This window comes from Pontibacter sp. BAB1700 (genome assembly GCF_000277005.1).
In the GTDB taxonomy this organism is placed as follows: domain Bacteria; phylum Bacteroidota; class Bacteroidia; order Cytophagales; family Hymenobacteraceae; genus Pontibacter; species Pontibacter lucknowensis.
The window spans coordinates 20,430-46,682 of record NZ_AKIS01000027.1 but is presented as its reverse complement, the minus strand read 5'-3'; the positions used below and the strand labels follow the sequence as shown (position 1 = coordinate 46,682).

The window sequence follows — 26,253 nt, the reverse complement described above, 5'->3', positions numbered from 1 at the left end:
TTAGTAGAGAAAAATGAAGATTAAGAATATAAAATTTGTTGCAGCTATACTTGGAGCCACACTGAGTTTAACTGCATGCGAGAAAGATTTCCTGGAGGCTGTGCCTTCTAACAGTGTGCCTGCAGAACAGGTGAACACTACGAAAGAAGGTATGGAGGCTGCGCTGACAGGTATCATCCGTTTGATGCGCCAGGCGCCGGTAAACCAGGGAGCCGTGAGCCACGACAGCTACGGTGTGCCGTCGCTGATGCTGACCTTCGATGTGATGGGACAGGACGTAATGGCCAATACCAACTGGTATGTATACCAGTATGAGCTTGACAACAAGCTGGTTACTTACCGTGGTACCCGTATTCTTTGGGGCCACTCCTACAATCTGATTACGAACGCGAACAGCATCATTGCCAACGCTAAAAACCTGGGTGATGCCACTGAGCAGGAGAAAGCAGGATTCGAGGCAGAGGCAAAAGTGATCAGAGCATTTTCCTACTTCAACCTGGCGCGTGTGTATCAGCACACTTACCTGAAGGATAAAAATGCACCGGCTGTTCCACTGATGCTGGAGCCTACCACGCCATCAACTCAAGGTAAGGAAAGAGCAACGCTCGAGCAGGTATACAGCCAGATAGTGACTGACCTGACTGAAGCTGAGCAAGCGCTGACCAACGCAAGACCAAGCAAGAGCCGCATCAACAAGAATGTGGCGCAGGGTATGCTGGCCAGGGTATATCTGGAGATGGGGCAGTGGGACAAAGCAGCTGAGTTTGCCCGTAAGGCACGCACTGGTTATCCGCTGATGACGCCTACTGAATACCAGGCTGGTTTCAATAACTATGGCAATGCAGAGTGGATCTGGGGCTTACCGCAGTCTGCTGACCAGAACAACGCCTATGCATCATTCTATTCTTTCATCGATGGCCGTTATAAGGTGCTGGAAGACGGAAGCCGTGAGTACGTTCGCAGAGGGTATAACAACTTCCGTGCAAACGACAGATTCGTAGAGCTGTTTGATGAGAATGACGCACGCCGCGAATTCCAGGAAGATACAGAAGCCTTTACGCTTAACAGCAAAGGTGAGAAAATCTGGAGCTACGACCGCTTTACAATCACGAAGTTCAAAGACCTGGCTAACCTGGGTGGGCACATTCCATTGATGCGTTCTGCAGAGATGCTTTTGATCGAAGCAGAGGCGCAGGCAAGACTGAACAATCCGGTGGAAGCGCAGTTGCTACTCCTTGAGCTGCGTCAGCAGCGTTACGAGGCAGGTACAGTTGTGCTGCCTACGCTGGCTATCGGTGATGCGCTCCTGGAAGAGATCTTTGTAGAGAGAAGAAAAGAGTTGTATGGCGAAGGCTTTGGCTTGTTTGATATCAAGCGTCTTCAGAAGCCATTGGTGCGAGAAGGTAACCACACGGCTGTGCTTGGTGTAACTCCTGCCAACTCTGATCTGTTTATCCACCAGCTTCCGCAAGGCGAGATGGATGCGAACCCTAATGCTGAGCAGAACCCATAGTTCCCGCTTTTGATCAAAGGAAAGGCTGCCCCAAGTGGGGCAGCCTTTTTTTATTGCTCAGCAGCTTGCATAAGCTGGTAGCCTGCTGCAGTGGCCTAATACCGGGTCTTGAACAGAATCTTTATGGCACAGTTTAAAAGGTATAGCTCAGGTTGGCGCCCTGCGAGGCAGTACCGGCAAAGGTCGGAATTATGGTTGGGCTGAGTGAAAAACCGCTGGTATTAGACTTCTTGTGCAGTTGTGGTACCACCACACCAACAGCGGCTCCCACAGCGTAACCCAGCAGGTTGTCACTCAGAAAGTGCTTACCGGCTCGCAGGCGCAGGTAGCCTACTGCGGCAGGCACAGTGGCTGCACCGAGCCATACGTACGTACGGGCCGGGGAGTCTGGGTTGAAATCATGGAATACCTTGGCAAAGAAAAAGGATGCCGCCGCCGCCGCAGTGGTATGGCCGGCATAAAAGGAGTTGCGGGCGTTCGCGCGCATTTTCTCTCCCATCTCTACATCCGGACTATACACCAGGGGGCGTGTACGGGGGGCAAAGGCACTTGTCATGGTAAAGATCGCACCTGTCACAGCCATAGTCTGCACGTAGAGTCCAAACACCTGACCGGCATTGCTGCGTACATCATCATCAAAAGCCAGGAAAAAAGGAAGCGCAAATGAGCCATAGAATGGGATATCACTTATTTTCTTTGCCTGCTCTGAATCATAGCCAACTGAAAAGCGGTCGAAGCTGTTCACCTGGTTTCTGTTCAGGTTAGCGATTTGTTGCTCTGTCAGTCCTTCCTTGTCCTGCATGCGGGTGAGGCCGTAATAGCTGAGGCCCATACCGGCAGCCGTTATAGGGGCGTCTATTGTAAATTTGGTTTTATAAGGAGAGTTATTTTGAGCCAGGCTGACGTGTGCTGTCATGGCCAGGCACCATATCATTGTAATATACTTTTTCATCGTTGAGTCTTAAATGTGCAATTTTAATGATTGAAACGAGGCTATATATAAAAGGTTTTCTATAGCTATTTTTAAGCTGCTGTGCCTTGTGGCTATATTTTACTTTCTTGCAGACACTGTGATAGATAAAATACTTTTTATGTGTTAGATACAATTTCTAAAGAAGAATGTTTCGCAGCTCCGTTAGATTCCAAATGCAAGTATATCTTGTGTAAATGATCGTTTTTATTGTGGCGGAATTGGCGTAGCTTTGCAATCGCTGTCGTTGCCGGCAGTTGGTTTATACTTTGTACCTAAACCCACTATTGAAATGCCATATTTATTCACCTCCGAGTCTGTATCAGAAGGACACCCGGATAAAGTAGCGGATCAGATTTCTGATGCCCTCCTAGATGAATTTTTGAAGCAGGATCCACAGTCTAAAGTGGCTTGCGAGACGCTGGTAACGACAGGCCTTGTTGTGCTGAGCGGCGAAGTAAAAACAGAAGCATACGTAGATGTGCAGAAGGTCGCCCGTAATGTGATTAAGCGAATCGGCTATACCAAATCAGAATATATGTTCGATGCCGACGCCTGTGGTGTTATTTCGGCTATACACGAACAGTCTCCGGATATCAACCAGGGAGTGGAGCGCACAAACCCAGAGGATCAGGGTGCAGGTGACCAGGGGATGATGTTCGGTTATGCCACAAGCGAAACGGACAACTACATGCCTTTGGCGCTGAGCATATCACACCTGCTGCTGCAGGAGTTGTCTGCTATTCGCAAAGAAGGTAAGGAGATGACATACCTGCGGCCGGATGCCAAGTCGCAGGTGACTATCCGTTACAGTGACAACCACGTGCCTGAGAAGATCGATACGATCGTGATTTCAACGCAGCACGATGAATTTGTGCTTCCGGAAACAGACAGCAATGAAGCCAAACTGGCTGCTGAAAAGCAGATGGTAGCTCAGATTAAGGCTGATGTAGACAGCATTCTGATTCCGCGCGTACTGAAGCAATTGCCAGAACGCATTCAGAAGCTGTTCAACAACGAGATCACCTACCACATCAACCCAACCGGCAAGTTTGTGATCGGCGGCCCGCACGGCGACACTGGTTTGACTGGCCGTAAGATCATCGTTGACACCTACGGTGGCAAAGGTGCACACGGTGGTGGTGCTTTCTCTGGCAAGGATTCTTCTAAGGTAGACCGTTCTGCGGCCTATGCGGCACGCCATATCGCCAAAAACCTGGTGGCTGCGGGTGTAGCGGATCAGGCCCTGGTGCAGGTAGCTTACGCTATCGGCGTTGCCAAGCCGGTTGGTCTGTATGTAACTACTTATGGCTCTACCAAAGTAAAAGACGCCAGCGGTAATGTGATGAGCGACGGAGAGATCGCCGAAAAGGTGAACAAGCTGTTCGATATGCGCCCTTACGCGATTATACAACGCTTCGGTTTGCAGAACCCAATCTTCTCTGAGACGCGCCGCCTATGGCCATATGGGTAGAACACCGGGTAAGAAAACGGTAGAGGTTTTAGTGAACGGCCAGAAGGAAGTAAAAGAGTTTGACACATTCACGTGGGAAAAACTCGATTATGTAGATAAGATCAAAGGAGAGTTCGGTTTATAACCAGCCTTACCCTAATAAAGCAAAAGGCCTGCTGAGCGATCAGCAGGCCTTTTGCTTTATACCTGTGGTAGGTATAGCGGGTATCAGAATGGCCTAATGATGTGCCATTTGTTTCTCCTTGAATTTTTTCAGTTGTCTGCGCATTGCCTCAACAGCTGCATCGGCGGCTGCTTCAAAAGATGAGGCATCTTCCTTTGAGAATAGGGTGGAGCCAGGTACGAATAGTTTGATCTCTACTGTTTTATTGTTTGTTCCGTCGTTGTTGTTATGTTTAAGAAACACCTCGCCTTCTACAATGCGGTCGTAGAATGTTTCCAGTTTGTCTACTTTCTGCTGGATGAAATCGGTCAGCTGTCTGTCAGCCTCGAAGTGGATTGAATGCATCTGTAGCTTCATAATCGTAACATTTTATGGTTAAACTTTATGCTTTTGGATGAGCCTTCTCGAAAATCGATTTCAGCTTCTCTATCGAATTGTGTGTGTATACCTGCGTAGCGGCCAGGCTGGCGTGTCCCAGCAGGTCTTTGATGGCATTCAGGTCTGCGCCATTGTTTAGCAGGTGAGTAGCGAAGGAGTGTCGCAGCACATGCGGGCTGTTATGTTCGGAGGTGGTGACCAAGCTGATGTACTTTTTAGCGACACGATAAACGAACTTCGGATACAGTGGACGTTCTTTATTAGTAACGAGCAGCCTTTCCGAATTGTTATTGCCAAACAGGCTTTTCTTGTGCTCTAAATACTGCCTGATGGCGGCCACCAAGGTATCGTTCAAAGGAATGATGCGCACCTTGTTTCCCTTGCCCAGGACACGTACTGTTTTGGCGTGCAGGTCTACGTCTTCATGGCCTATACCTATAAGTTCAGCGAGTCGCATACCAGTGCCATACAGGAACTCCAGTATCAGGCGGTCACGCTGTCCTTCAAAAGTGTCTTCAAAGGTAAAGCTGTCCAGAAAGTGGTTAAAGGGCTCCTCCGGTACAAAGGCAGGCAGCTTCTTCGAAACTTTAGGGGCTTTGATGCGCAGCATCGGGTTGGCGCTGATGCGCTGCTGACCTAACAGGAATTTATAGTAGGAGCGGAGGCAGGCAATTTTGCGGTTGACGGAACGGGCCTCCAGGTTTTTGTGCACGAGCGTGAGTATCCAGGACCGTATGATGGTATGGTCTGCCTCGGCGGGATCAGTAATCTGGTAGGTGTCCTGCAGGTACTGCGCGAACTGCCCCAGATCAGTGTGATAAGAAGTAAGGGTGTGCGGACTGTACCGCTTTTCGTACTCGAGGTACTTAAAAAATAATTCCATACCTTGGTATAACAGATGTGTCTGTCATTTATACCAAGGTATGGAAAAATAAAATATCTTTAAAGAAAGACTAGTAGTTTTCGTTAGCGAAAAGCTGCTGCTTGTACTTCGCTCTTTCTTTTTGCTTTCTCTTAGAAACAGATGGTTTTTCGAAGAACGTTCTCGCTCTCAGTTCTTTCAGAACACCAGTTCTCTCGAATTTCTTCTTGAATCTCTTCAAGGCACGGTCTACAGACTCGTTATCTTTTACGTTTACAATAATCATATTTTTGCTCGCTTCTTCTGATATTTAGGGTTGCAAATTTAATCAATGTTTATCTTAAAAATCAATAGGTTGAGCAAAATATTTACGCAACCCACTGAAAAAAAGGTGCCTGCACAGCCAAAACAGCCTGCAGGCACTATTTTGCGTGGGCAAAGATAGCCTTTTATTTCAGGATAGCTCTGGAGATAACAAGCTTTTGAATCTCGCTGGTTCCCTCACCGATGGTGCAAAGCTTGGCATCGCGGTAGTACTTCTCTGCCGGGTAGTCTTTCGTGAAGCCATAGCCGCCAAAGATCTGCACGCCTTCATTTGCCACTCTTACCGATACCTCAGAGGCGTATAGTTTTGCCATGGCAGACTCCTTGTTCACGTTCAGGCCGCGGTTTTTCATGTCGGCTGCCTGGTAAGTGAGGAGAGCCGCTGCTTCAATCTCGGTAGCCATGTCAGCCAGCTTGAAAGCGATGCCCTGGAAGCTGGAAATTGACTTGTTGAACTGCTGACGTTCCTGTGAGTAAGCCAGTGCTGCCTCAAAAGCACCCTGCGCTATACCTAGCGAAAGCGCTGCAATCGAGATGCGGCCACCGTCCAATACTTTCATCGCCTGAATGAAGCCTTCTCCCACGTTGCCCAGAATCTGGTCTTTATGCACACGGCAGTCTTCGAAGATCAGCTCTGTGGTCTCAGAGGCGCGCATACCCAGTTTGTCTTCTTTGCGACCAGCGCTAAAGCCCGGCGTGCCTTTCTCAATGATAAAAGCAGTCATGCCATGGGAGTCACCTACTTCGCCTGTACGCACAATCACAACAGCTACATTACCAGTTTTGCCGTGCGTGATGAAGTTTTTCGCACCGTTGATTACATAGTAGTCGCCGTCCTGTACTGCTACGGTGCGCATGTTGCCGGCGTCAGAACCCGTGTTAGGCTCCGTCAGGCCCCAGGCGCCGATCCACTCAGCAGTGGCTAATTTGGGGAGGTATTGCTTTTTCTGGGCTTCGTTACCGAACTGCAGAATATGGCCGGTGCAAAGCGAGTTGTGCGCCGCCATGGACAGGCCGATAGAACCGTCAATTTTAGAAAGCTCCGCAATAGCGGTCACATATTCCAGGTAGCCAAAGCCGGAGCCACCGTATTCGGTTGGAACCAGCACGCCCATCAGGCCCAGTTCACCCAGCTGCTTGAACACCTCCACCGGGAACTCCTGACTCTCGTCCCATTCCATCATTTTCGGTTTGATGTTTTTGGCGCCGAAGTCACGGATCATGTCGGCAATCATGCGCTGGTTTTCTGTATAGTTAAATTCCATTTAAGTTTTTTGTATTAAAGTCGCGTGTATTAAACTGAAATTTGAATAAAGGGTTTACAAAACTAAACAAATAAGCCTGATTGGCAAATTCGGGGTTTTAGTTTGAATTAACCGATGTCAGAACAGAGGTTGTGTCTTTAGCCTGGAGCAACTCAAGTAGCGTAAGCCCATCAGGATTTTGTGCGTTAAGCGTGATCTTCTTTTAATAAACCCAAACGCGCTGCGTTTATTTTGATAGCGTATAATATTTGCGTTATTTTGATGTTGCGTTGCCGTGTTTGGCAACGTTTGTGTTTTGTGCCGTGTACATACGGTTGAATTGAGCAAATGATAAAGTTTTTCCAGAATCTGTTTGGCAAGGAAGAAGTACAGGTTGAGTCGCTGGGTGTGCTCGGCGTGGACATGCACTCCCATATACTGCCAGGTATAGACGACGGCGCCGCCACGGTGGAGCAGTCGCTGGAGCTGGTGCGCGGCATGCAGGAGCTAGGCTACCGCAAGCTGATCATGACGCCCCATATCATGAGCGATTTCTACCGCAACACGCCCGAGATCATACGCACACAGCTGAAAGTGCTGCAGGATGCCGTAACGGCCGAAGGCATCGAGATGGAACTGGCCTGCGCCGCCGAGCACTACCTGGACGAGGCGCTGCTGCAGAAGTTGGAGGACAACGAGGAGCTGCTCACGTTTGGCGACAATTACCTGCTGTTCGAGACCTCTTTCCTGAACGAGCCGCTCAACCTGCGCGAGGCCATCTTCCGGATGCAGTCACTGGGTTATAAACCGGTGTTGGCCCACCCCGAGCGCTATACCTATTTTTATGGCAAGTTCGACGACCTGGTACGACTGCGTGAACAGGGTGTGCTGTTGCAGCCGAACCTGAATTCCCTCACCGGCTATTACTCGCCGGGTGCCAAAATGGTCATTGAAAAACTTATTGATGCCGGCCTGGTTGACTTTCTGGGTTCTGATGCGCATAGCCCGAAGCACGTTGCCAACCTGCAAAAAGTGCTTTGCTCAAAGTACCTGGTGAAAGCCCTGGAGCTTCCGCTACTCAACAGTAAATTATAATCCCTTAACTTCCCCTATACCCATGTCGATGGTTTTCGTGACAGGCGGCAGTGGCCTGATTGGCAGCTATCTTATACCAGCACTCGTTGCGCAGGGCCACCGTGTGCGTGCGCTGTACAGGGGGCAGGTGCCGGCTGTCGCGCAGGCCGACCAGGTAGATTGGGTGGAGGGCGATATACTGGATATTGCCTTGCTCCGGAAAGCATTGAAAGGAGTAAGCTACGTGTTTCATAGCGCCGGATTAGTGTCTTACGCCCCACAGGATGCCGAGCTGTTGCAACAGGTGAATGTGGAAGGTACCGCTAACATAGTAGATGCCTGTCTGGATGCAGAGGAGGAGATCAAGCTATGCCATGTGAGCTCGATCGCGGCTATTGGCCGCAGCAAGGAAACGACCCTGCTGAATGAAACCAGTAAGTGGGATGCCGGTGAGAAGCAATCAGCTTATGCCGAGTCGAAGCACTATGGCGAGCTGGAAGTATGGCGAGGTATAGCGGAAGGTCTGCAGGCCGTGATCGTGAACCCCTCCGTCGTACTGGGGCCAGCCGACTGGAACCGCAGTAGCACCCGCCTCTTCAAGTATGTATACCAGCAGCGACCTTTCTATACCCCGGGCAGCGCCAACTTTGTGGATGTGCGCGATGTGGTGGAAGCTATGATGCGGCTGACATTCTCGGATGTTTCCGGCGAACGGTTTATACTGAATACAGGACAGCTCACTTACAAAGAGTTCTTTGCGGAGGCTGCACGATGTTTCGGCAAAAAAGCCCCCTCCATGAGAGTTTCTCCGGCGCTGGCCGAAGTGGTGTGGCGGCTGGAACATGTCCGTGCCTGGCTTACAGGAGGCCGGCCACTGATCACCAAAGACACGGCACGCGTAACTGCTAAGAGCCACCTGTTTGACAATCAGAAAGTTCGGAAAACAACGGGTATGGAATTCAGGCCACTGAGCGAATCCATCGCCTGGACGTGCCAGGTTTTGCTGCAAATAGCACAGAATCAGAGAGGTCCGGAACTGACCCGCGCAAACTAAACTATTTGCAGTTTATAAATGTAGTTAAAAGACAAGAGCTGCCTTTTTAGCAGTTTGTGGGATATAGGAGATGAAAGAGAATTTTGACGAGCACAGCGAGGATTCTGAACTGATTATTCGGTTCGAGCAGATGCTGGGGACTAACGAGACCGTTTTTTTTGACCTGACCGATTTTGAATATATCATAGACCACTATACCGCCAACTTTGATTATAAGAAAGCGCTGCTGGCCTGTGATTCTGCTATAGCACAATATCCTTTTTCGACCGGGCTTCAAATAGACAAGGCGCAATTGCTGGCAATGTCCGGCAACTTCGATGACGCCATGGTGCTCATCGACCAGGTAGCCGAGGTGGAGCCGCAGAACCCTGACGTGCTCCTGACCCGGGGCATCATATTCACGCAGCGCGGCGAGTACCGCGATGCCGTAGACCATTTCAAAAAAGCGCTGGCCTTTGCTGAGGACCGCGACGATATATACTTCAATATTGGCCTGACCTATCAGAGTTGGGGCAAGTTCAGCTCGGCTGTTAAGTACTATAAAAAGTGCATTGAGCTGAACGTGGAAAATGAGGCCGCCATGCAGGAGATCATCTACTGCATGGAGATTACAGGAACCATGCGCGAAGAACTTCCATTCTTCCAGGCCTTTATCGATAAAGACCCCTACTCGTATGTGGCCTGGTTCAACCTGGGCAATGTGTACAACAAGCTGGGGTCTTACGAAAAAGCCATTGCCGCCTACGATTATGCCACCATCATCAAGCCTGACTTCATTACGGCTTACAACAACATGGCCAATGCCTATGTGTTTATAGGCGAGTATACCAAAGCCATTGAGGCCTTTAATGGGATGCTGGAGCATGGGTCGCCTTCGGCGGAGGTGTTCTGCAACATAGGTGAGTGCTACGAGAAGATGCAGCAGTGGGACCTGTCGCGCCGTTACTACCAGAAAGCCATCGATCTGGATCCGGAAATGGACGAAGCCTGGTTTGGGATAGGCGTAGTGCTGGACGCGCAGGGAAAGTGGTACGAATCGGTGCACTTCTTTAAGAAGGCTGTCACGCTTTATGACGACAGTGTGGACTACTGGGTAGCCTTGGCCTCAGCAGAATATCATGTAGGTCATGTGGTATCGGCACTGGAGAGTTATGCCCGCGCAGCCGAAATCCAACCCGAGGATAAAGACATTTACCTCAACTGGTCAATCATCCTCTATGAGCAGGGAAACTTTGAGGAGGCGACCGAAATTATTCTGAATGCGATAGAATTGCAGCCTGACGAGGCTGAGCTGTATTATAGGCTTGCGCTATATGCTTTCGGCAGGAAAATACCGCGAAGCATACAATTATTTGGAAAATGCGTTAATTTTGGACTTCGATAAACATAAGCTGTTGTTTGAGTTCTTCCCTGAGCTGGAGTCGCAGCGCGCATTATCCCGATTAATTGACCAATACCGCAAGTAATGAACAGCAACTATATTTTAAATGGCCTGCCAGAGCGTGAAGTGAAACCCCGTGACCGTGGTTTCACCATGGCAATGGACAAAGGCCTGAGTATACGTGAAGTAGAGGATTTCCTGGAAGTAGCAGGGGAGTACGTAGACATTGTAAAACTGGGCTGGGCCACTTCGTATGTGGTGCCTAACCTGCAGAAGAAACTTGACGTGTACCGCGCAGCCGGTATACCTGTATACTTTGGCGGCACTTTGTTCGAGGCTTTTATCGCCCGCAATCAGTTCGATGATTATCGTCGCGTGCTGGATAAGTACAACATGACTTTCGCCGAAGTATCCGACGGCTCAATTGAAATGAACCACGAGAAGAAGTGTGGTTACATCCAGACCCTGGCAGAGCAGGTAACTGTCTTGTCAGAGGTTGGCTCCAAGGACGCTGAGAAGATCATTCCTCCTTATATGTGGATCAGACTGATGAAAGCCGAACTGGAGGCTGGTGCCTGGAAAGTAATTGGTGAGGCCCGTGAGGGTGGTAACGTAGGTTTGTTCCGCTCTACAGGCGAGGTGCGCAGCGGTCTGGTAGAAGAGATTCTGACGCAGGTCCCGTTTGAGAAAATTCTGTGGGAGGCCCCGCAGAAAGCACAGCAGGTGTGGTTCATCAAGCTGCTGGGTGCCAACGTGAACCTGGGGAACATTGCACCAAATGAGGTAATTCCGCTTGAGACGATCCGTCTGGGATTGCGTGGTGATACGTTCAACCACTTCATCAACAACGGACAGCCAATCATAGACGCTTAATACATAACAGATAAAAGAAAATTGCCCATCGGTCAGCCCGACGGGCAATTTTTTTGTGCTTAGCTAAATCCAGATTTTAAAAGCATGAGACGACGATCTTTAAAAGAGTACCTGCTACTGTTTTCGAAGGGGATGGGCATGGGGGCAGCCGATGTGGTGCCGGGCGTGTCCGGCGGTACGATCGCCTTCATCACGGGCATTTACGAAGAACTGCTGGACTCTATTCGCTCTGTCAACGGAGAGGCGCTGCGCCTGCTGTCCCGCTTCGACCTCATGGGGTTTTGGCGACACATCAACGGGACCTTTCTGGTAGTGCTGGTAGGAGGTATCCTGTTTTCGATCGCCTCCCTTTCCAGGCTGGTAGTTTACCTGCTTGAGAATCACACTATATTGCTGTGGGCTTTCTTCTTCGGTCTGATTGTAGCCTCTACGGTGGTAGTGGGTAAGAAAATAACCAAGTGGCGACCCATCGTGCTGCTGGCAGGTATAGCGGGTGTGGCTATTGCCTACTGGGTGACCATAGCAGTGCCCATGCAAACGCCGGAGGCTTACTGGTTCATCCTGCTGTCTGGCGCTATTGCCATTTGCGCCATGATCTTGCCTGGCCTTTCGGGGAGCTTCCTGCTGCTGCTTATGGCGAAGTATGAGTTTATGATGAACGCCCTCAAGGAGCTGAAACTGGACATTATCGCGGTGTTTGCGGTAGGCTGCGTGACAGGCTTGTTGGCTTTCTCGCATGTGCTCAACTGGATGCTCAAGAACCATTACAATACCACGGTGGCACTGCTGACGGGTTTTATGGTGGGTTCGCTTAACAAGGTATGGCCCTGGAAAGAGACCGTGGAAACGTACACTGATCGTCACGGTGTGGTAAAGCCGCTGGTGCAAGAGAACATTTCGCCAGGTGCCTTTGAGCAGCTAACCGGTGAGCCATCTTATCTGCTATACGCTATTGGCTTAGCTATTTTCGGCTTCCTGCTAGTATACCTGATCGACCGCCTCACAGACGACCCCAACACAGTGGAAAGGGTATAATTATGCGCAGGTTCGGACTCATTGGCAAGAAGCTCGGGCACTCATTCTCGAAGCGCTACTTCACCTCAAAATTTGAGCAGGAAGGTATAGCCGATGCGGCTTACGAATTGTATGAACTGCCTGACATCACAGCATTTCCTGATCTGCTGGCAGGTGAGTCTGCTTTGGTTGGTCTGAATGTAACGGTGCCTTATAAAGAAGCCGTTATCCCATACCTGCACGAACTGGATGAAAGTGCTGCCCGTATAGGGGCCGTGAACACCATCAAAATAGAGGGAGGCAGAACAAAAGGCTTCAACACCGACTTCATTGGTTTTCGGGATACGCTGCGGCAGTTCTATCCGGCCAGTGAAGGCGCCAACGCTTTGGTACTCGGAACGGGCGGTGCTGCGAAGGCAGTATGGGCTGCCCTGGATGCACTGGCTATACCTTATACCTCCGTCTCCCGTAACCCTACTGAAAAGCAGCTGCACTACGACGCCGTAACACCGGAGGTACTGCAGGTTTATGCCCTGATTATCAATACGACACCGCTGGGTATGGCCCCTGATATAAGCAGTGCTCCAGCTATACCTTACGAGGCACTGATGCCCGGTCATTATCTCTACGACTTGGTATATAATCCGGAGGAAACCCAGTTCCTGCAAAATGGGCGCTTGGCTGGGCGCATACGATCAATGGCCTGCCCATGCTCTACGCACAGGCCGATGCCGCCTGGAAAATCTGGGCGAACGAAAAGTCCGAATAAAATATTGCGTTTATTTTATGTTATTATGAAACTTTCTGGTGGGGCTGCTGCGTAAGGAGAATTAAATCACTCCCTTACCCTTACACCCATGATGCAGTTGACCTACCTTCGCCAGAAAGCGCATGAGATAAATGCGGAGATATACGCCCTATACCTGTCTGCCCGTCACCCGGAGGTGAGATGGTATGTGCCGCTTCTTTTGGCGTTGGTCATCGGCTATGCAATTTCACCCATCGATCTGATTCCTGACCTGGTGCCGGTATTTGGCTTCCTGGATGATGTAGTATTGGTGGTACTGGGTATACATGCTGCCTACCAGTTGGTGTCCAAAAATATCCTTGGGCAGGCCCGTCTGCAAGCGTACGAAGTGTTGAGCCAGGAAGGCGAAGGGGCTACCGGTGCTTACCAGATCATCGGTTATACCTGGATGCTGATCGCTGCGCTTGTTTCCATCATGCTCTACAAACTTTTGTTTTTAACACTGCTTTAAACCTTCTCTCACCTTAAACAAACCCGGCGAAGGCCTTTCCCTATCGGAGAGGCCTTCGCTGTTTATACACTGTTTTACTGTTGTTGGAATAATTAATTTTAATATATTTACCATGCAATTGTTTTTGGTGCGCTTTAATACTACCAACCAGAGGTGAAAAAATATTTTTTTGTGCTTGCAACCATTGCCTCGCTATGGGAATCATAGGAGTGAAGCTAAAAGAAGAGGCGTTTGAAGCTTTTTACAAAACCTAAATCAGAAGAGGAGAAACTCATAGAGGGATGCATTGCCGGCAAGCGGGATATGCAGCGACTGCTCTATGACCTTTATTCCCGCAAGATGATGGCGGTATGTATGCGATACGCCCCGACTAGCTTTGAGGCAGAGGATATGATGCAGGAAGGCTTTGTGAAAGTGTTTGCCAACATTCAGAATTTTAAGCGGGACTGTCCGCTGGAATTTTGGGTGCGTCGCATCATGATCAACACAGCCCTGAAACAGCTGCGGCAGAAGTCGCTCATGACCGTTTCACATGAAACGGAAGAAGCGGGCAATATCGCATCGGAGGACGTCAACCTGACGGGTTACTCCATGGACGAACTGCTCGGCATGATCCAAAGCCTCGCTCCACGCTACCGCATGGTGTTCAACCTGTACGCCATCGAGGGTTACAATCACAAAGAAATAGGGGAGATGCTCGGCATTTCCGAAGGTACATCTAAGTCACAGTATTCACGTGCGCGGGCTATACTGCAAGGTATGCTCGAGCGCCAGGATAAAACATATCAAGAGCATGTCATCAGCCAATAACCATAAGCGAAACACTCTGGAAGACGAGTTCCAGCGTCGCCTTTTCGATGCGGAGGCCAGGCCTGCACCGGACCTTTGGGCCCGTATAGACCACGACCTGACAGTGCAGGAAAACAAAGATTATAAGAAGCGCGTCCTGTTCTACCGGCAGCTTGCCGCAGCCTGTTTTGTGCTGTTTGCTGTCACAGGTGCGCTGTTGGCCTACTACTACAACGGCAGCATGAACCAGGGAGGCGTGCAGCCAGGTATAGCCGCCCTGCCTGCAGCCAAGCCCGCTAATGCTCCTGTAACCGTAGAGGAGGCCATGAGCGCCTATGCCGCACAGCAAGAAGAGGCTTCTGCCATGGCCTACACTCCTGTTGAAGAAACAGCACAGGCCAATAGCGCGGCAAGTGCAGCTGGAATGCGCCAGGGCAAACAGCCGGTTACTGCGGAAACCTCCGAACTGAGCAACGAACCACAGGCCGGCGACTACTTCAATGTGGCGCCGGGCTACAGTCCATACCTGGGCTATACGCCAATGCCGGGCCGTAGCAGAGGCTATGTGTCAGGAGGTTTCCCGGGCAGTAACTCTGGCGCTACACAAGGCAGTCTTTTTGCGCCTGGCAACCGCTATACCCAAATCATTACCTGGGAGAGCGTGACGATCACGTTCGGTAACAACACAGCAGCTGCAGGTCAGCCATTTCCATTAGGTAACCAGTCGATGGCAGCCAAGCCGAAGTCCTTCGCAGAAATGAGTGAGGCACACCAGGCCAGCCGTCAACAGACAGCCGAGGTGGCGCAGGGAGCACTTGCTGCTCAGCAATCAAAATCGGCTGATGCAGTAACCAAGTCAAGCAGCCGCTGGAGCCTGAACCTGGCCTATGCCCCATCAGTTTTTGAACAGAACATCGGCCTGCCGGATCCACTAGCCATGCCAGGCTCCAACAACAGGAACATGCTCAGCATCGCTGCGTCTGGGCCAAGTGTAAATGCTTCACAGGAGTCTTTCCAGAACATGACGGCTGCACGTGAAGAGTTTGAGGAGAGCACGCAACCGGCTTACTCTTATGCGGTAGAGGCCAAAGCCGGCTTCAAACTGAAAGAGAAACTGAAGCTGCTGACAGGTATAGGGTATAGCGAGAGCAGGACGCGTTCGAAGTCGAACTACATCGTACGTCAGTTCTGGGTGAAGCCCCGCTCTAACGAGCGCTACGAACTCAGTCCGTCTACTTTCTTTGTGTCTTCGCTGAACGACGGCTTCTCTTCTGACTCAGTGAGTGTGGCCCGTACAGGGGATGCATATGCTACCGAGTACAAGTACCGCCACCTGACAGTGCCACTGGGCTTGCAGTACGAGCAGGATATCAATAAAGACTGGTTTATGTATGTAGCTGCAGGTGCGGCTGCCAACTTCCTGCTGGAGTCCAGCGTGACGGCTTCTAACCAGGACGTGCAGTCGGTCAGCTACGCTGCCAACGACAGCGAATCACCTTTCCGCAACGTACAGTTCTCCGGCAATGCATCTGTGGGTGTGGGCAAGCGCATCACGCCAAACCTGACACTGGCACTCGGGCCGGAGGTGCGTCACTACTTCAGCACCTGGTGGCCGATCCTGACAAAGCCGCCGCGCCGCAGGGCAGACCCTATGCGATCGGTATGAACATGAGCCTGAACTACCAGTTGAACAGCTCGCGAAAATAATTTCTGATTTTTTTTTTGAAGCCTTGCAACCCTTCGGCTCCAATGGGAATCATGTAAGTGTAGAGTGATTGGTTGATTTAAATAAAAGCGCTATGCAAATGATGCTGTTCATGAGATCCGTTCTTCAAACACTGTTGGCCCTGGTGGCCGCCGGCCGCGAAAATATATCTGGGTGGTATGTATTGCTGGCGCTCTTATTTCTTTCTGTGCTGCTCTCGGGCTGTGCATTTCAAGACAATTCCTTTTTAGGCGGCTTCTAAACCAGCGCCTTTCCACGCTATGAAAAAAATATGGGGGCTTGCGGCCATGGCCACTATCCTGTTAGGGCTGGCGACAGGCTGCGCAAAATCAGATGAAGACATGCAACCGGTTACAAAGGAGAACGGACTGCGCGAGTCCGTGCAGGGTAAGTGGCGGATTGAGCGCGTGAATAACAAACTGTGTCGCGGCGGTACTTGCACCTCCGTGATGTACACAGGCACCGCGAATGATTACTTTGAGTTTAAGCCTGACAGTGCTTACCTGCAGCGGGCGAGCATGCAGAGTTCTAACAGTGTGTACCGCGATAGTTTCAAAGCGGACTACTCGCAGCCAAACTCGTTTGTGCTGAGCAACTTTGGATGGTCGGCCCGGTTCAGAGTCATGCACCGCGATCAAAGGTTGCTGGTACTGGAGGGAATTTATTACGGATCTGATCCAAGTGCCATATTTACAGATACTTACTATTTATACAGATAAAGGGGCTCCTAACACAGGGCATAGATGCTGGCAAATGAAGAAGACTAATCATTTAACAGTCCGGCAACCAGTGCCCGTGTCGGGTAGCCCTGCTCACCAAGCACCATTAGTACAACATAAAACTATGAAGAGTGTCCTGTCCATCATTGTGTTATACCTGCTGCTGGCGCTGCTGCTTGTAAGCTGTGCTGACCAGGAAGAGGCAGTACCGGCCTGCCTGCAGGTAGAGGTGGTGGGACCTGACTGCGAAGCCGGCTGGTACGTGCTCCAGATCATGGATGCCGACGGTACAGGCGAACAGCGCAACAACCAGTACATTGGACAATTGCAGAGCGGCTTTGTCACCACCGACAATCTGCCCGAAGACTTAAGGCACTCCGGTAAAGTAGTCTACTTATCTCTTGAGCGCAACACTGAGTACGGACCGCTTTGCACTGCAGTCTACATGATGTTCCCGCCGGTGCGGGTAAAGCAGGTTTGTTCAGATGAATAGAACAGTTTTTACAGTGCCTAATTTATATTAATTGTTAGGAATAGTTAAACATGCAAAAGCCTGCTCTCAGAGCAGGTTTTTTGTTTTCGGAGAATTCCTGTTCTGCCTGCTATTATATTGACAAAAGCTAAACTTACAGCCCATTTTTCATGTTATAGTATATCTTTACAAGTTGTAAAACCAACGAATGGATTTTAAGCTAACATCAGAATTTCAACCAACCGGCGATCAGCCAAAAGCGATTGCCCAACTCACAGAAGGCGTTAACAAAGGGGAGCCTGCGCAGGTGCTGCTGGGTGCCACGGGTACGGGTAAGACCTTTACCATGGCCAACGTGATCAAAAATACCGGCAAGCCAACACTGGTGCTCTGTCATAACAAGACTTTGGCTGCGCAGCTGTACGGCGAGTTCAAGCAATTTTTTCCGGATAACGCAGTAGAGTACTTTATCTCGTACTACGACTACTACCAGCCGGAAGCCTATATCGCTTCATCGGATGTGTTTATTGAAAAAGACCTCCAAATAAATGAGGAGATCGAGAAGCTGCGTTTGCATACCACCTCTGCGCTGCTCTCCGGCCGCCGCGATGTGATCGTGGTAGCGTCGGTGTCGTGTATCTATGGTATCGGTAACCCGGAGGAGTTTGGCAAGAACGTGATTTACCTGGCACCGGGTCAGCGCTACAGCCGTAACAACCTGCTCTATACCTTTGTACAGATTCTTTATAGCCGTACTGAGGCCGAGTTCACACGTGGAACATTCCGCGTGAAGGGCGATACCGTAGACATCTTTCCCGCCTATGCTGACTTCGCCTACCGCCTCTATTTCTTCGGCGATGAGCTGGAGCAGATTCATCGCATCGATCCGGAATCAGGAAAGAAGATAGCTGACGAGAAAGCCATTACTTTATACCCTGCCAACCTCTTCGTAACTGGCAAGGACACACTGCAGCAGGCTATACATGAAATACAGTACGACATGGTGGCGCAGCACGAATATTTCCTGAAAGAGGATAGACCAGTAGAAGCCAAGCGTATTAAGGAACGTACTGAGTTCGACCTGGAGATGATCCGGGAACTGGGCTACTGCTCAGGTATAGAGAACTACTCCCGCTACTTTGACCGCCGTTCGCCGGGTGCGCGTCCGTTCTGTTTGCTCGATTACTTTCCTGACGATTTCCTGATGGTGATCGATGAGAGTCACGTAACGATACCACAGGTACGCGCCATGTGGGGCGGCGACCGCTCCCGCAAAGTGGCGCTTGTAGAGTATGGCTTCCGCTTGCCAGCCGCCATGGATAACCGTCCGCTCACCTTCAACGAATTTGAGAGTTTGATGCACCAGGTGGTATTTGTAAGTGCCACACCGGGCGATTACGAGATACAGAAATCAGAGGGCGTGATCGTAGAGCAGATCATCCGTCCGACTGGTCTGCTTGATCCGGAGATTGAGATACGGCCAAGTGCGAACCAGGTCGATGACTTGCTGGACGAAGTGGACGAGCGCATCAAGCGCAAAGAGCGCGTACTGGTGACGACGCTGACCAAGCGTATGTCGGAAGAACTGACCAAATACATGGACCGCCTCAATATCAAAGTGAAGTATCTGCACTCGGAGGTGAAAACGCTGGACCGTGTGGAAATTCTGCGCGAACTGCGACTCGGGGAGATCGATGTGCTGGTAGGTGTGAACCTCTTACGTGAGGGACTTGACTTGCCGGAAGTGAGCTTAGTGGCTATTCTCGACGCTGATAAAGAAGGCTTCCTGCGTGACCAGCGTTCGTTGATTCAGACCATGGGGCGTGCCGCCCGTAACGAGCGGGGCCGTGTGATTATGTATGCCGATCGCATTACAGGGTCTATGCAACGGGCCATTGAGGAGACCAACCGCCGCCGTGAAACGCAGATGGCTTATAATTTGGAACATGGCATTACACCGCGTACCGTTCTCAAGACCAAGGACGAGATATTTGAGCAGACATCTGTAGCCGACGCTAAGAAGAAAGAGGTGAAGATGTATGCTGGTCCGGAGGAGGTATCGCTTGCGGCAGAACCGGTGATTCAGATGATGAAGCGCGACGAACTCGAGAAACTGATTAAGAAAACCGAGAAGCAGATGGAAGCCGCCGCCAAAGACCTGGACTTCCTGCAAGCTGCCAAGTACCGCGACGAGCTGGCTGAGCTACGCCAGTTGCTCAAGACAAAGCGAGACTGATAAGTCAGAAAGTTGAAAAGCTAGAAAGTATAAAAGCACTCACGGCATAAAGCTGTGGGTGCTTTTTGTTTTAAGAAAACCTGTGCTGGGCCTGATCCCGCTGTGTTTTCCAGACCCGCGAGTGTCTGTACCAATGACCGGGGCTATACCTGACCTCAGTTTCAAGAGGAAGCTGCCAGCCAGCTACGCTGCAAATGGTCTTGAAGCACTCGCTACTTTTTTTCCTGAACAGCTTTATGTACTTTAACACTTCTGTAGCGGCTATACCTCAGTAGCCTCAGCTAATTAAAGCAACCTTATTTCACTATGATAAAAAGAATCAGACCCCTGTTCCTGCCGGTATTACTGGCCGGAGCGTTCACAGCCTGCCAGTCTTCCAGTCCTGAAACTGGAGAAGCCGGTGCCGAAACCGTGGCCGCACTTACAACAGAAAGCTACGAGCAATACCTGACTGCCCTTGCTGCCGATGATATGGAGGGCCGCAAGCCGTTCACTTCGGGCGAGCAGAAAACACTGGATTATCTGGAGCGGGAGTTTAAGGCGCTTGGAGTAGAGCCGGGCAATGACGGCAGCTATTTCCAGGAGGTACCAATGGTGGAGGTGAATACGACGGCTAGTTCAAACATGACCATCAAAGGCAAGCAGCAGGAGCTGAAGCTGGAAGGTCGTAATGACTATGTGATCTGGACCAAACGCACCGACGAATCCATCAACATCGACCCAACAGATATGGTGTTTGTGGGCTTTGGCGTTGTGGCGCCGGAGTACAACTGGAACGACTATGCCGGTCTGGATGTGAAAGATAAGATTGTGGTGATGTTGGTGAATGACCGGGTTTTTATACCCAGGACCCGGCCGTATTCAAAGGCAAAGCTATGACTTACTACGGTCGCTGGACTTACAAATTTGAAGAGGCAGCCCGACAGGGGGCAAAAGGAGTCTTGATCATCCACGACACGGAGCCGGCAGGCTACGGCTTCCAGGTAGTGCAGAACAACTGGAACACTTCCAAAATGTATCTTGACAGCCGTGGCCGCGAAACCTACAAGTGCGCCATGGAAGGATGGATCACTACCCCTGTAGCTGAGAAACTCTTCGCCGCTGCAGGTATGGATTATAAGTCTGTACTTAGCAGAGCGTCTAAGCCAGGCAACAAACCTTTCCCGCTAAACCTGCAGGCGAGCACTTCGCTAAAAGTGAAGACCCGCTACGATAAGACATCTAACTTCATCGCCAAGATCACCGGCAGCACCCGCCCTGACGAGACGATCATCTATACCGGCCACTGGGACCACTTGGGTATAGGCAAGGCCGATGCGACAGGCGATAGTATCTACAACGGTGCTGTGGATAACGCCAGTGGTGTGGCCGGCCTGCTCGAGATTGCCAAGGCATTTAAGAATCAGCCGACGCAGCCGGAGCGCACCGTCGTGTTCCTGGCCGTGACGGCGGAGGAGCAGGGACTTTGGGGCTCAGCCTACTATGCTGAAAACCCGGTATTCCCGAAAGAGAAGACGGTGGCTAACATCAACATGGACATGATGAACCCTTATGGTAAGACAAAAGACGTGGTACTGTACGGGATGGCCAGTCCGAGCTCGAGGACTATATCACAGCGGAGGCTGAAGCGGCTGGTCGTTACATCGCGCCGGAAGAGAATCCGGAGGCAGGCCTGTATTACCGCTCCGATCACTTCAATTTTGCCAAAATAGGTATACCAGCGCTGTTTATCGGGCCTGGAGTGGACCTGGTGAATGGTGGTAAAGAACTGGGCAAGAAGAAACTTGACGAGTACTACGCCAACTATTACCACAAAGCAGCCGACCAGGTGCATCCGGATTATAAAATGGATGGGGTGGTAGAGGATCTGAAACTGCTTTACCAGGTAGGTCACCGTTTGGCGGGCTCATCGGAGTGGCCACAATGGAAGGCAGGTTCTGAGTTCAAGGCTGTGCGGGAAAGCTACATGAATAACTAAATGTATCACCCTCCTTTCTGTGAAGCCGCACGAACAGCTGTTTGTGTGGCTTCATCTTTTTTGCACATCTGTCATCGGTTTGCCTTTACGTTAAAGCTGTTGCAGCAGAATAAAGTATCTGATAAGGTATATATATTATGAAATTTGTGTAGATTGAATAGTAAACAAACCAGAAAATCTATGAAAACGCTCTTCCTTTCCCTGCTGCTGGCTGGTAGCATAAGCACTGTTACGTGAGCACAATCTGCTGCTGAGGCTAATGCAAAGTATGATGCCAAAGACTATAAAGGCTCCGGACAAGTATACGATCAGGTGTTAAAAAATGGGAAGGGGAGTACCGCAGATCACTACAATGCTGCCTGTTCCTGGGCCTTGGCAGGAGACAAAGATAAGGCCTTTGCGCACCTTGGCAAAGCCATCGACAAAGGCTATCTCAACATCAGTCACCTGAAACAGGACAGCGACCTGAACAGTCTTCACAGCGACAAGCGCTGGGAAAAGTTGGTGCAGCAGCTGCAGGCGAATGTGGATAAGGCAGAAGCCAACTACAATAAACCCTTGAAGGCACAGCTGGAGCAAATCTATGAAGATGACCAGAAATACAGACGCATGATCAGTAAGGTGCAGCAGGAGCACGGGTCGCAGTCAGAGCAGTTTCAAGAACTGATTCGTAAAATGTGGGCTGCTGACAAGGAAAACCTGGAGCAGATAATAGCGATTATTGAAGAGCACGGCTGGCCCAAGAAAAGCATGGTAGGAGGGGCGGCTAGTCAGGCGGCCTGGGCAGTGATACAACATATAGGCCAGGATCAAAAGGAGCTAATGGAGAAATACCTGCCCATGATGCGGGAAGCGGCAGAGAAAGGGGAGTTGCAGAAAAGTAGCCTGGCACTTACAGAGGACAGGGTGCGCATGTACAACAACCAGCCACAGCTCTACGGCAGCCAATTAAAGAATAACCCTGAAACCAATAAGCCCGAGTTTTACCCGATAGAAGATGAAGCGAATGTGGATAAGCGCCGTGCGACGATAGGTATGGAGCCTCTGAGCGAATATGCGAAGAGGTTCGGGCTGGAGTATACTCCTCCTACTTCTGATAACAAGTAATAGTAACAAACAAAAAAAGGGGAGAGGTGTAGTTTAGGTGCCTCTCCCTTTTTTAATATTGTTCCAGTTGCTACAGCAACAGCAACCCTTTCTCACGCAACTCAAACCACACTGGTGAGGCCAGGAACTCTGAGAAGTTCAGGTGCGCATCCAGCGGATAGGTTTCTTCCAATTGCTTCAGCGAAATAGACGGGGCATCTTCTGAAGTCAGCAGCGTGAGTTGCTCCAGCAGCCACTGCCCGATGTTGGCTGTGGTCTTGATCTGGAAATCCTCGGCCTTTTCGTAGAAAGTAAGCACACAGCGCTCAATGGTCTGGCCTTTCTTGGCATACATCATAAAGTCGATTTCGGGCACATTGCCGAGCCAGAATACACGCGCCAGTTTGCGCTCGCTGTCCGGTTTGGCTGGTTCCTGTATGGCCTTGGCGATCAGGTTGCGGTCTGTAGTGACACGCGGCACTTTGAAATCGAACCAGAAAGAGAGTGGCTCCTCCAGCCCCACACCATGCATATAATTGTAGATGGCTTTCGCTAAACCCTGGCCGAACAGCTCGTGGTCGGTTCCCTGCGGGTCATCGTGCCAGAGGTCGTTGTTGGCAAAGTCACCTTCCGGCGGACCAACTTTCACCACACCAAACTTCTCGGGGTGTTTGCCCACCGGGCTGTGCGCCGTCATACTGAAGCGGTGCCAGTAGCCGGACTGGATCACGCCGTTCAGGAAAAGCTGCCGCACCACTTCCAACGAGTCAATCGTTTCCTGGGCGGTTTGCGTTGGGAAGCCATACATGAGGTAGGCATGCACCATGATGCCAGCTTGTGTGAAGCCGTCCGTTACACGTGCCACCTGCGCAATGCTCACACCTTTTTTCATCAGGTCCAGCAGTCTGTCAGATGCCACTTCCAAACCACCCGACACAGCGATACAGCCTGAAGCGGCCAGCAATCGGCAGAGGTCGGGGGTAAATGTCTTCTCAAAGCGGATGTTGCCCCACCAGGTAATTTTCACTCCACGGCGGATCAGTTCGATGGCCAGGTCGCGCAGGGCAGAAGGCGGTGCGGCTTCGTCTACGAAGTGGAAGCCGGTCTGGCCAGTTTGGGCGATGATCTGCTCGATGCGGTCAACCAGCAAAGTAGCCGGGGCCGTTTCGTAGCGGGAAATGTAGTCGAGGGTGATATCGCAGAAGGAGCAGCGCTTCCAGTAGCAGCCGTGCGCCACCGTTAGCTTGTTCCAGCGACCGTCACTCCAGAGGCGGTGCATCGGGTTGATCACGTCGATCACCGACAGGTAGACCTGCAGTGGCAGATCGCTGTAGTCCGGCGTTCCTACTTCAGTATGCGGAATATCTTTGTCTAGGCAGCCGTTGATAAACTCTACCTTGCCATCCTGCAGCATGAATGTTCGCTGCAGAAAATCAACCTGGCGTTCACCTCGCAAGTATTCCAGCAGCTTCAGCCAAGGACCTTCGCCGTCATCCAGGGTTACAAAGTCGATGTATTTGAACAGGCGCGGCTCGCGGAGGCTTCGCAGTTCCGTATTAGGATAGCCGCCACCCATCATCGTATGGATGTGCGGGTATTGCTGCTTGATATACTGTGCCAGTCTCAAACCACCATACAGGTTCCCTGGGAAAGGTATAGAGAAGCCCACCACATCCGGCTGCACTTCCTGCAGGCGCTCCTCCAGCAACTCCAGCAATAGCTGGTCTACCAGGTTTGGCTCCGTCTGCAGCGACTCCTCCAACGGGTCAAAGGAAGTGGCCGACAAGGCTAGTTTCTCGGCGTAGCGGCTGAAGGCGAAATAGGGGCAGATGGTTTCTTTGATCAGGTCACCCAAGTCCTCCAGGTATAGCGTGGCCAGGTAGCGGGCTCGGTCGGTGATGCCCATGCTGCCAAAAGCCCAGTCAATGTCCTCTACCTGGTCGAAGCGTGAGGCCTCGGGCAGGTAACGGCTGTAGCTGATCTGCTGAGCCAGGGTGGTGTCCTTGTTCTGCAGAAAACGGATGACCGGCTCAATGGTGTTCAGGTACTCCCGCCTGAGTCGCAGGATGCGTCGGCTGTTATCCGACAGCTCAAAATCCCCCTTTTCTACAGCCTCAAATATTCTGCTTAGTCCACCTCTCGAAAACATACGCAGCACCAACTCAATGCCAAAGTCAGCTTGGGTAACGGTATAGCCCTGCCCCTTCAGAAAGCCTTTGATGTAGGCAGTGGCGGGGTAGGGTGTGTTGAGCTGCGTGAGCGGCGGCGTGATGAGCAGTATGGTTGGCTTCTTCAAGTCTTGGGATTCTTAAAATAAGAACGCCCCAAAGGGCGCGGACTGCAAAACTACTGATTAAGTAGCGCTTTCTAAACAATTACTGCCTGCTTAACACTTCTTATGCAGGCAGGGTTCAGTCTGGAATTGTTGTAAATGAGCGGCTTAGGGAATGACAGGTGTAACATCGAATAAATTATGCATTAAAGCGATATTTTATTATATAAATCAATCTAAATATCACTATATTTGCATTATTATCATCTATAGTTGAATGCTTCTAGGCGTAAAAGCAAAGGTTAAATCAGTGAAATAAATTTCATGAATAATAACCCGAAGCAATGGCTTGTGATGGTGTAAGTGTTTCAATTGTTCCCTAAAACAAAAGGCCCGTGATGCTATCACGGGCTTTTCGTTTGTAGAGGTATAGCAGTGCTTATCTGAACAATTGCGAGGTCTTGTTTACAATATAATTTGCACCCGGCACAACAGCCAGCACAGTACCTGCCACCAAAACAAACAGTACCACAAACATGCGCAGCCAGTTACTGAAGAAGTTATCAGCAAAGCCGAAGGTATAGAGCTGCAGGGCAGAGGCTACGAGCAGGCACAGCAGGGAGATAACCAGCAACTTGCGTTTAAGCGCCGGGTTCATCAAGTTCTTTTTCATGGCAGACCAGGTATAGCCGCAAAGTTAAGGGTTAGGCTGATTGTTGCGTCATCAGGCGTGTCCTTTTTGTGCCTCGGCATCAGAGCTATCGTCTTTGGTATGGTTCGGATTGTTCGCACCTGAACCCTGTGGCGGTGGGGTTTGCTTGTCGGTAGCTACCTTTTTCTTGTCCGAGACATTTCCTTGCTGCTCTTTTCCTGATCAGACTTATTTTTCCCGTTCATCATAGCTTCATGTTTTAGTGCACTATGTCATACGGCAAACGGACGAGCTGTGTAGCTTTTTTTAACTCTAATTGTAGGCTGGTCGTACATTAAAGAGCTATACCCTGATGTGGATTGGCACTTTGAAAATCTTAACTGAAAAAACTATGAAATCTATAAAGACAACGGCTGCTGTACTTGGTTTGCTTATGGGCGTAGGTATGGCGGCCTGTAACACAGGTACCGACCCAGGTGAGACAAACGTGGAGCGGAGCGAAATTGAGTATCCGGAGGAGCAAGACCGAGCCGGAACATACGGCGACACCACTGAAAACCACGAAGGAATATATGAAGGCCGTGAAGGTACCGCCATCGGCGACAGTGCCTACAACCAGGAAGGTGACCGGCAGAAACGTTATGATGAAAATCTGAAACCTAATCCGAATCAGTAATTCGGATCAGGCATAAAAGCACAATGCCCGGCTCTCTCAATAAGAGGGCCGGGCATTGTGCTTT

At 50.5% G+C, this 26,253-nt stretch carries 24 protein-coding genes and 2 pseudogenes; 19 read left to right on the top strand and 7 right to left on the bottom strand.

The window, feature by feature from the left end:
• The first annotated feature begins 13 nt into the window (after window positions 1-13).
• On the top strand, window positions 14-1,513 hold the full coding sequence (locus O71_RS04135; RefSeq protein WP_007653507.1) for a RagB/SusD family nutrient uptake outer membrane protein: 1,500 nt from the start codon (window positions 14-16) through the stop codon (window positions 1,511-1,513).
• A gap of 133 nt (window positions 1,514-1,646) precedes the next feature.
• Here O71_RS04135 and O71_RS04130 read toward each other — a convergent pair whose 3' ends face one another.
• Complete coding sequence (locus O71_RS04130) at window positions 1,647-2,465, bottom strand: phosphatase PAP2 family protein (protein WP_007653505.1); 819 nt, start codon at window positions 2,463-2,465, stop codon at window positions 1,647-1,649.
• A gap of 310 nt (window positions 2,466-2,775) precedes the next feature.
• On the opposite strand from O71_RS04130, the pseudogene metK reads away from it, so the two are divergent.
• Window positions 2,776-4,081: pseudogene (metK, locus tag O71_RS04125) on the top strand (methionine adenosyltransferase).
• Window positions 4,082-4,174: 93 nt separating this feature from the next.
• Here metK and hpf read toward each other — a convergent pair.
• From hpf to O71_RS04105, 4 genes are all read right to left on the bottom strand, one after another.
• Window positions 4,175-4,477 carry a ribosome hibernation-promoting factor, HPF/YfiA family gene (gene hpf, locus O71_RS04120; protein WP_007653503.1) on the bottom strand — a complete coding sequence of 101 codons (303 nt, stop codon included), beginning with the start codon at window positions 4,475-4,477 and terminating at the stop codon, window positions 4,175-4,177.
• Window positions 4,478-4,502: 25 nt separating this feature from the next.
• On the bottom strand, window positions 4,503-5,381 hold the full coding sequence (locus tag O71_RS04115; RefSeq protein WP_007653501.1) for a tyrosine-type recombinase/integrase: 879 nt from the start codon (window positions 5,379-5,381) through the stop codon (window positions 4,503-4,505).
• A gap of 70 nt (window positions 5,382-5,451) precedes the next feature.
• Window positions 5,452-5,646: a 30S ribosomal protein S21 gene (rpsU, locus tag O71_RS04110; RefSeq protein WP_007653500.1), complete on the bottom strand. Its 195-nt coding sequence runs from the start codon at window positions 5,644-5,646 to the stop codon at window positions 5,452-5,454.
• 163 nt (window positions 5,647-5,809) lie between these two features.
• Window positions 5,810-6,949 (bottom strand): acyl-CoA dehydrogenase family protein, encoded by a 1,140-nt coding sequence (locus tag O71_RS04105; RefSeq protein ID WP_007653499.1) that lies wholly within the window; start codon window positions 6,947-6,949, stop codon window positions 5,810-5,812.
• Window positions 6,950-7,276: 327 nt separating this feature from the next.
• On the opposite strand from O71_RS04105, the gene O71_RS04100 reads away from it, so the two are divergent.
• The 16 genes and pseudogenes from O71_RS04100 (at window position 7,277) to O71_RS04035 (ending at window position 22,610) form a co-directional block, all read left to right on the top strand.
• Window positions 7,277-8,023: a tyrosine-protein phosphatase gene (locus tag O71_RS04100; protein WP_007653498.1), complete on the top strand. Its 747-nt coding sequence runs from the start codon at window positions 7,277-7,279 to the stop codon at window positions 8,021-8,023.
• A 22-nt stretch (window positions 8,024-8,045) separates the two neighbouring features.
• Window positions 8,046-9,056: an NAD-dependent epimerase/dehydratase family protein gene (locus O71_RS04095; RefSeq protein WP_143731819.1), complete on the top strand. Its 1,011-nt coding sequence runs from the start codon at window positions 8,046-8,048 to the stop codon at window positions 9,054-9,056.
• Between the two features lie 70 nt (window positions 9,057-9,126).
• Window positions 9,127-10,440 (top strand): tetratricopeptide repeat protein, encoded by a 1,314-nt coding sequence (locus O71_RS04090; RefSeq protein WP_007653496.1) that lies wholly within the window; start codon window positions 9,127-9,129, stop codon window positions 10,438-10,440.
• 81 nt (window positions 10,441-10,521) lie between these two features.
• Window positions 10,522-11,310 carry a phosphosulfolactate synthase gene (locus tag O71_RS04085; RefSeq protein WP_007653495.1) on the top strand — a complete coding sequence of 263 codons (789 nt, stop codon included), beginning with the start codon at window positions 10,522-10,524 and terminating at the stop codon, window positions 11,308-11,310.
• Between the two features lie 84 nt (window positions 11,311-11,394).
• Window positions 11,395-12,345, top strand: a complete 951-nt coding sequence (locus O71_RS04080) for a DUF368 domain-containing protein (protein ID WP_040573598.1) — start codon at window positions 11,395-11,397, stop codon at window positions 12,343-12,345.
• A 2-nt stretch (window positions 12,346-12,347) separates the two neighbouring features.
• Window positions 12,348-13,148 (top strand): shikimate dehydrogenase, encoded by an 801-nt coding sequence (locus O71_RS04075; protein WP_007653491.1) that lies wholly within the window; start codon window positions 12,348-12,350, stop codon window positions 13,146-13,148.
• Between the two features lie 33 nt (window positions 13,149-13,181).
• Window positions 13,182-13,583 (top strand): YkvA family protein, encoded by a 402-nt coding sequence (locus O71_RS04070; protein ID WP_007653490.1) that lies wholly within the window; start codon window positions 13,182-13,184, stop codon window positions 13,581-13,583.
• 231 nt (window positions 13,584-13,814) lie between these two features.
• Window positions 13,815-14,393, top strand: a complete 579-nt coding sequence (locus tag O71_RS04065; RefSeq protein WP_007653489.1) for an RNA polymerase sigma factor — start codon at window positions 13,815-13,817, stop codon at window positions 14,391-14,393.
• Window positions 14,377-16,038: an outer membrane beta-barrel protein gene (locus tag O71_RS04060; RefSeq protein ID WP_007653488.1), complete on the top strand. Its 1,662-nt coding sequence runs from the start codon at window positions 14,377-14,379 to the stop codon at window positions 16,036-16,038. Before O71_RS04065 ends, O71_RS04060 begins: the two co-directional genes overlap by 17 nt.
• Window positions 16,039-16,177: 139 nt before the next feature.
• A complete protein-coding gene (locus tag O71_RS23675) occupies window positions 16,178-16,339 on the top strand; it encodes a hypothetical protein (RefSeq protein ID WP_192811632.1) in 162 nt (53 codons plus the stop codon).
• Between the two features lie 19 nt (window positions 16,340-16,358).
• Complete coding sequence (locus O71_RS04055; protein ID WP_007653485.1) at window positions 16,359-16,817, top strand: hypothetical protein; 459 nt, start codon at window positions 16,359-16,361, stop codon at window positions 16,815-16,817.
• Between the two features lie 124 nt (window positions 16,818-16,941).
• A complete protein-coding gene (locus tag O71_RS04050; protein ID WP_007653484.1) occupies window positions 16,942-17,310 on the top strand; it encodes a hypothetical protein in 369 nt (122 codons plus the stop codon).
• Between the two features lie 187 nt (window positions 17,311-17,497).
• Complete coding sequence (gene uvrB, locus O71_RS04045) at window positions 17,498-19,525, top strand: excinuclease ABC subunit UvrB (protein ID WP_007653482.1); 2,028 nt, start codon at window positions 17,498-17,500, stop codon at window positions 19,523-19,525.
• A 306-nt stretch (window positions 19,526-19,831) separates the two neighbouring features.
• Entirely contained in the window at window positions 19,832-20,404 is a 573-nt protein-coding gene (locus O71_RS25120) for a hypothetical protein (protein ID WP_237717700.1), read from the top strand.
• Window positions 20,401-21,503 (top strand): annotated as a pseudogene (locus tag O71_RS25115) (M28 family metallopeptidase). The gene O71_RS25120 and the pseudogene O71_RS25115 overlap by 4 nt, the downstream one beginning before the upstream one ends.
• Before the next feature lie 372 nt (window positions 21,504-21,875).
• Window positions 21,876-22,610, top strand: coding sequence for a DUF6624 domain-containing protein (locus O71_RS04035; RefSeq protein ID WP_155800490.1), 735 nt, complete (start codon window positions 21,876-21,878; stop codon window positions 22,608-22,610).
• 70 nt (window positions 22,611-22,680) lie between these two features.
• Here O71_RS04035 and O71_RS04030 read toward each other — a convergent pair whose 3' ends face one another.
• Together O71_RS04030 and O71_RS04025 are read right to left on the bottom strand one after the other, a co-directional pair.
• Window positions 22,681-24,885 (bottom strand): radical SAM protein, encoded by a 2,205-nt coding sequence (locus O71_RS04030; protein WP_007653477.1) that lies wholly within the window; start codon window positions 24,883-24,885, stop codon window positions 22,681-22,683.
• A gap of 415 nt (window positions 24,886-25,300) precedes the next feature.
• The gene (locus O71_RS04025; protein ID WP_007653476.1) at window positions 25,301-25,534 is read right to left on the bottom strand and encodes a DUF2798 domain-containing protein; all 234 of its coding nucleotides are present in this window, start codon (window positions 25,532-25,534) and stop codon (window positions 25,301-25,303) included.
• A gap of 370 nt (window positions 25,535-25,904) precedes the next feature.
• On the opposite strand from O71_RS04025, the gene O71_RS04020 reads away from it, so the two are divergent.
• Entirely contained in the window at window positions 25,905-26,189 is a 285-nt protein-coding gene (locus O71_RS04020) for a hypothetical protein (protein WP_143731817.1), read from the top strand.
• Window positions 26,190-26,253 lie beyond the last annotated feature (64 nt).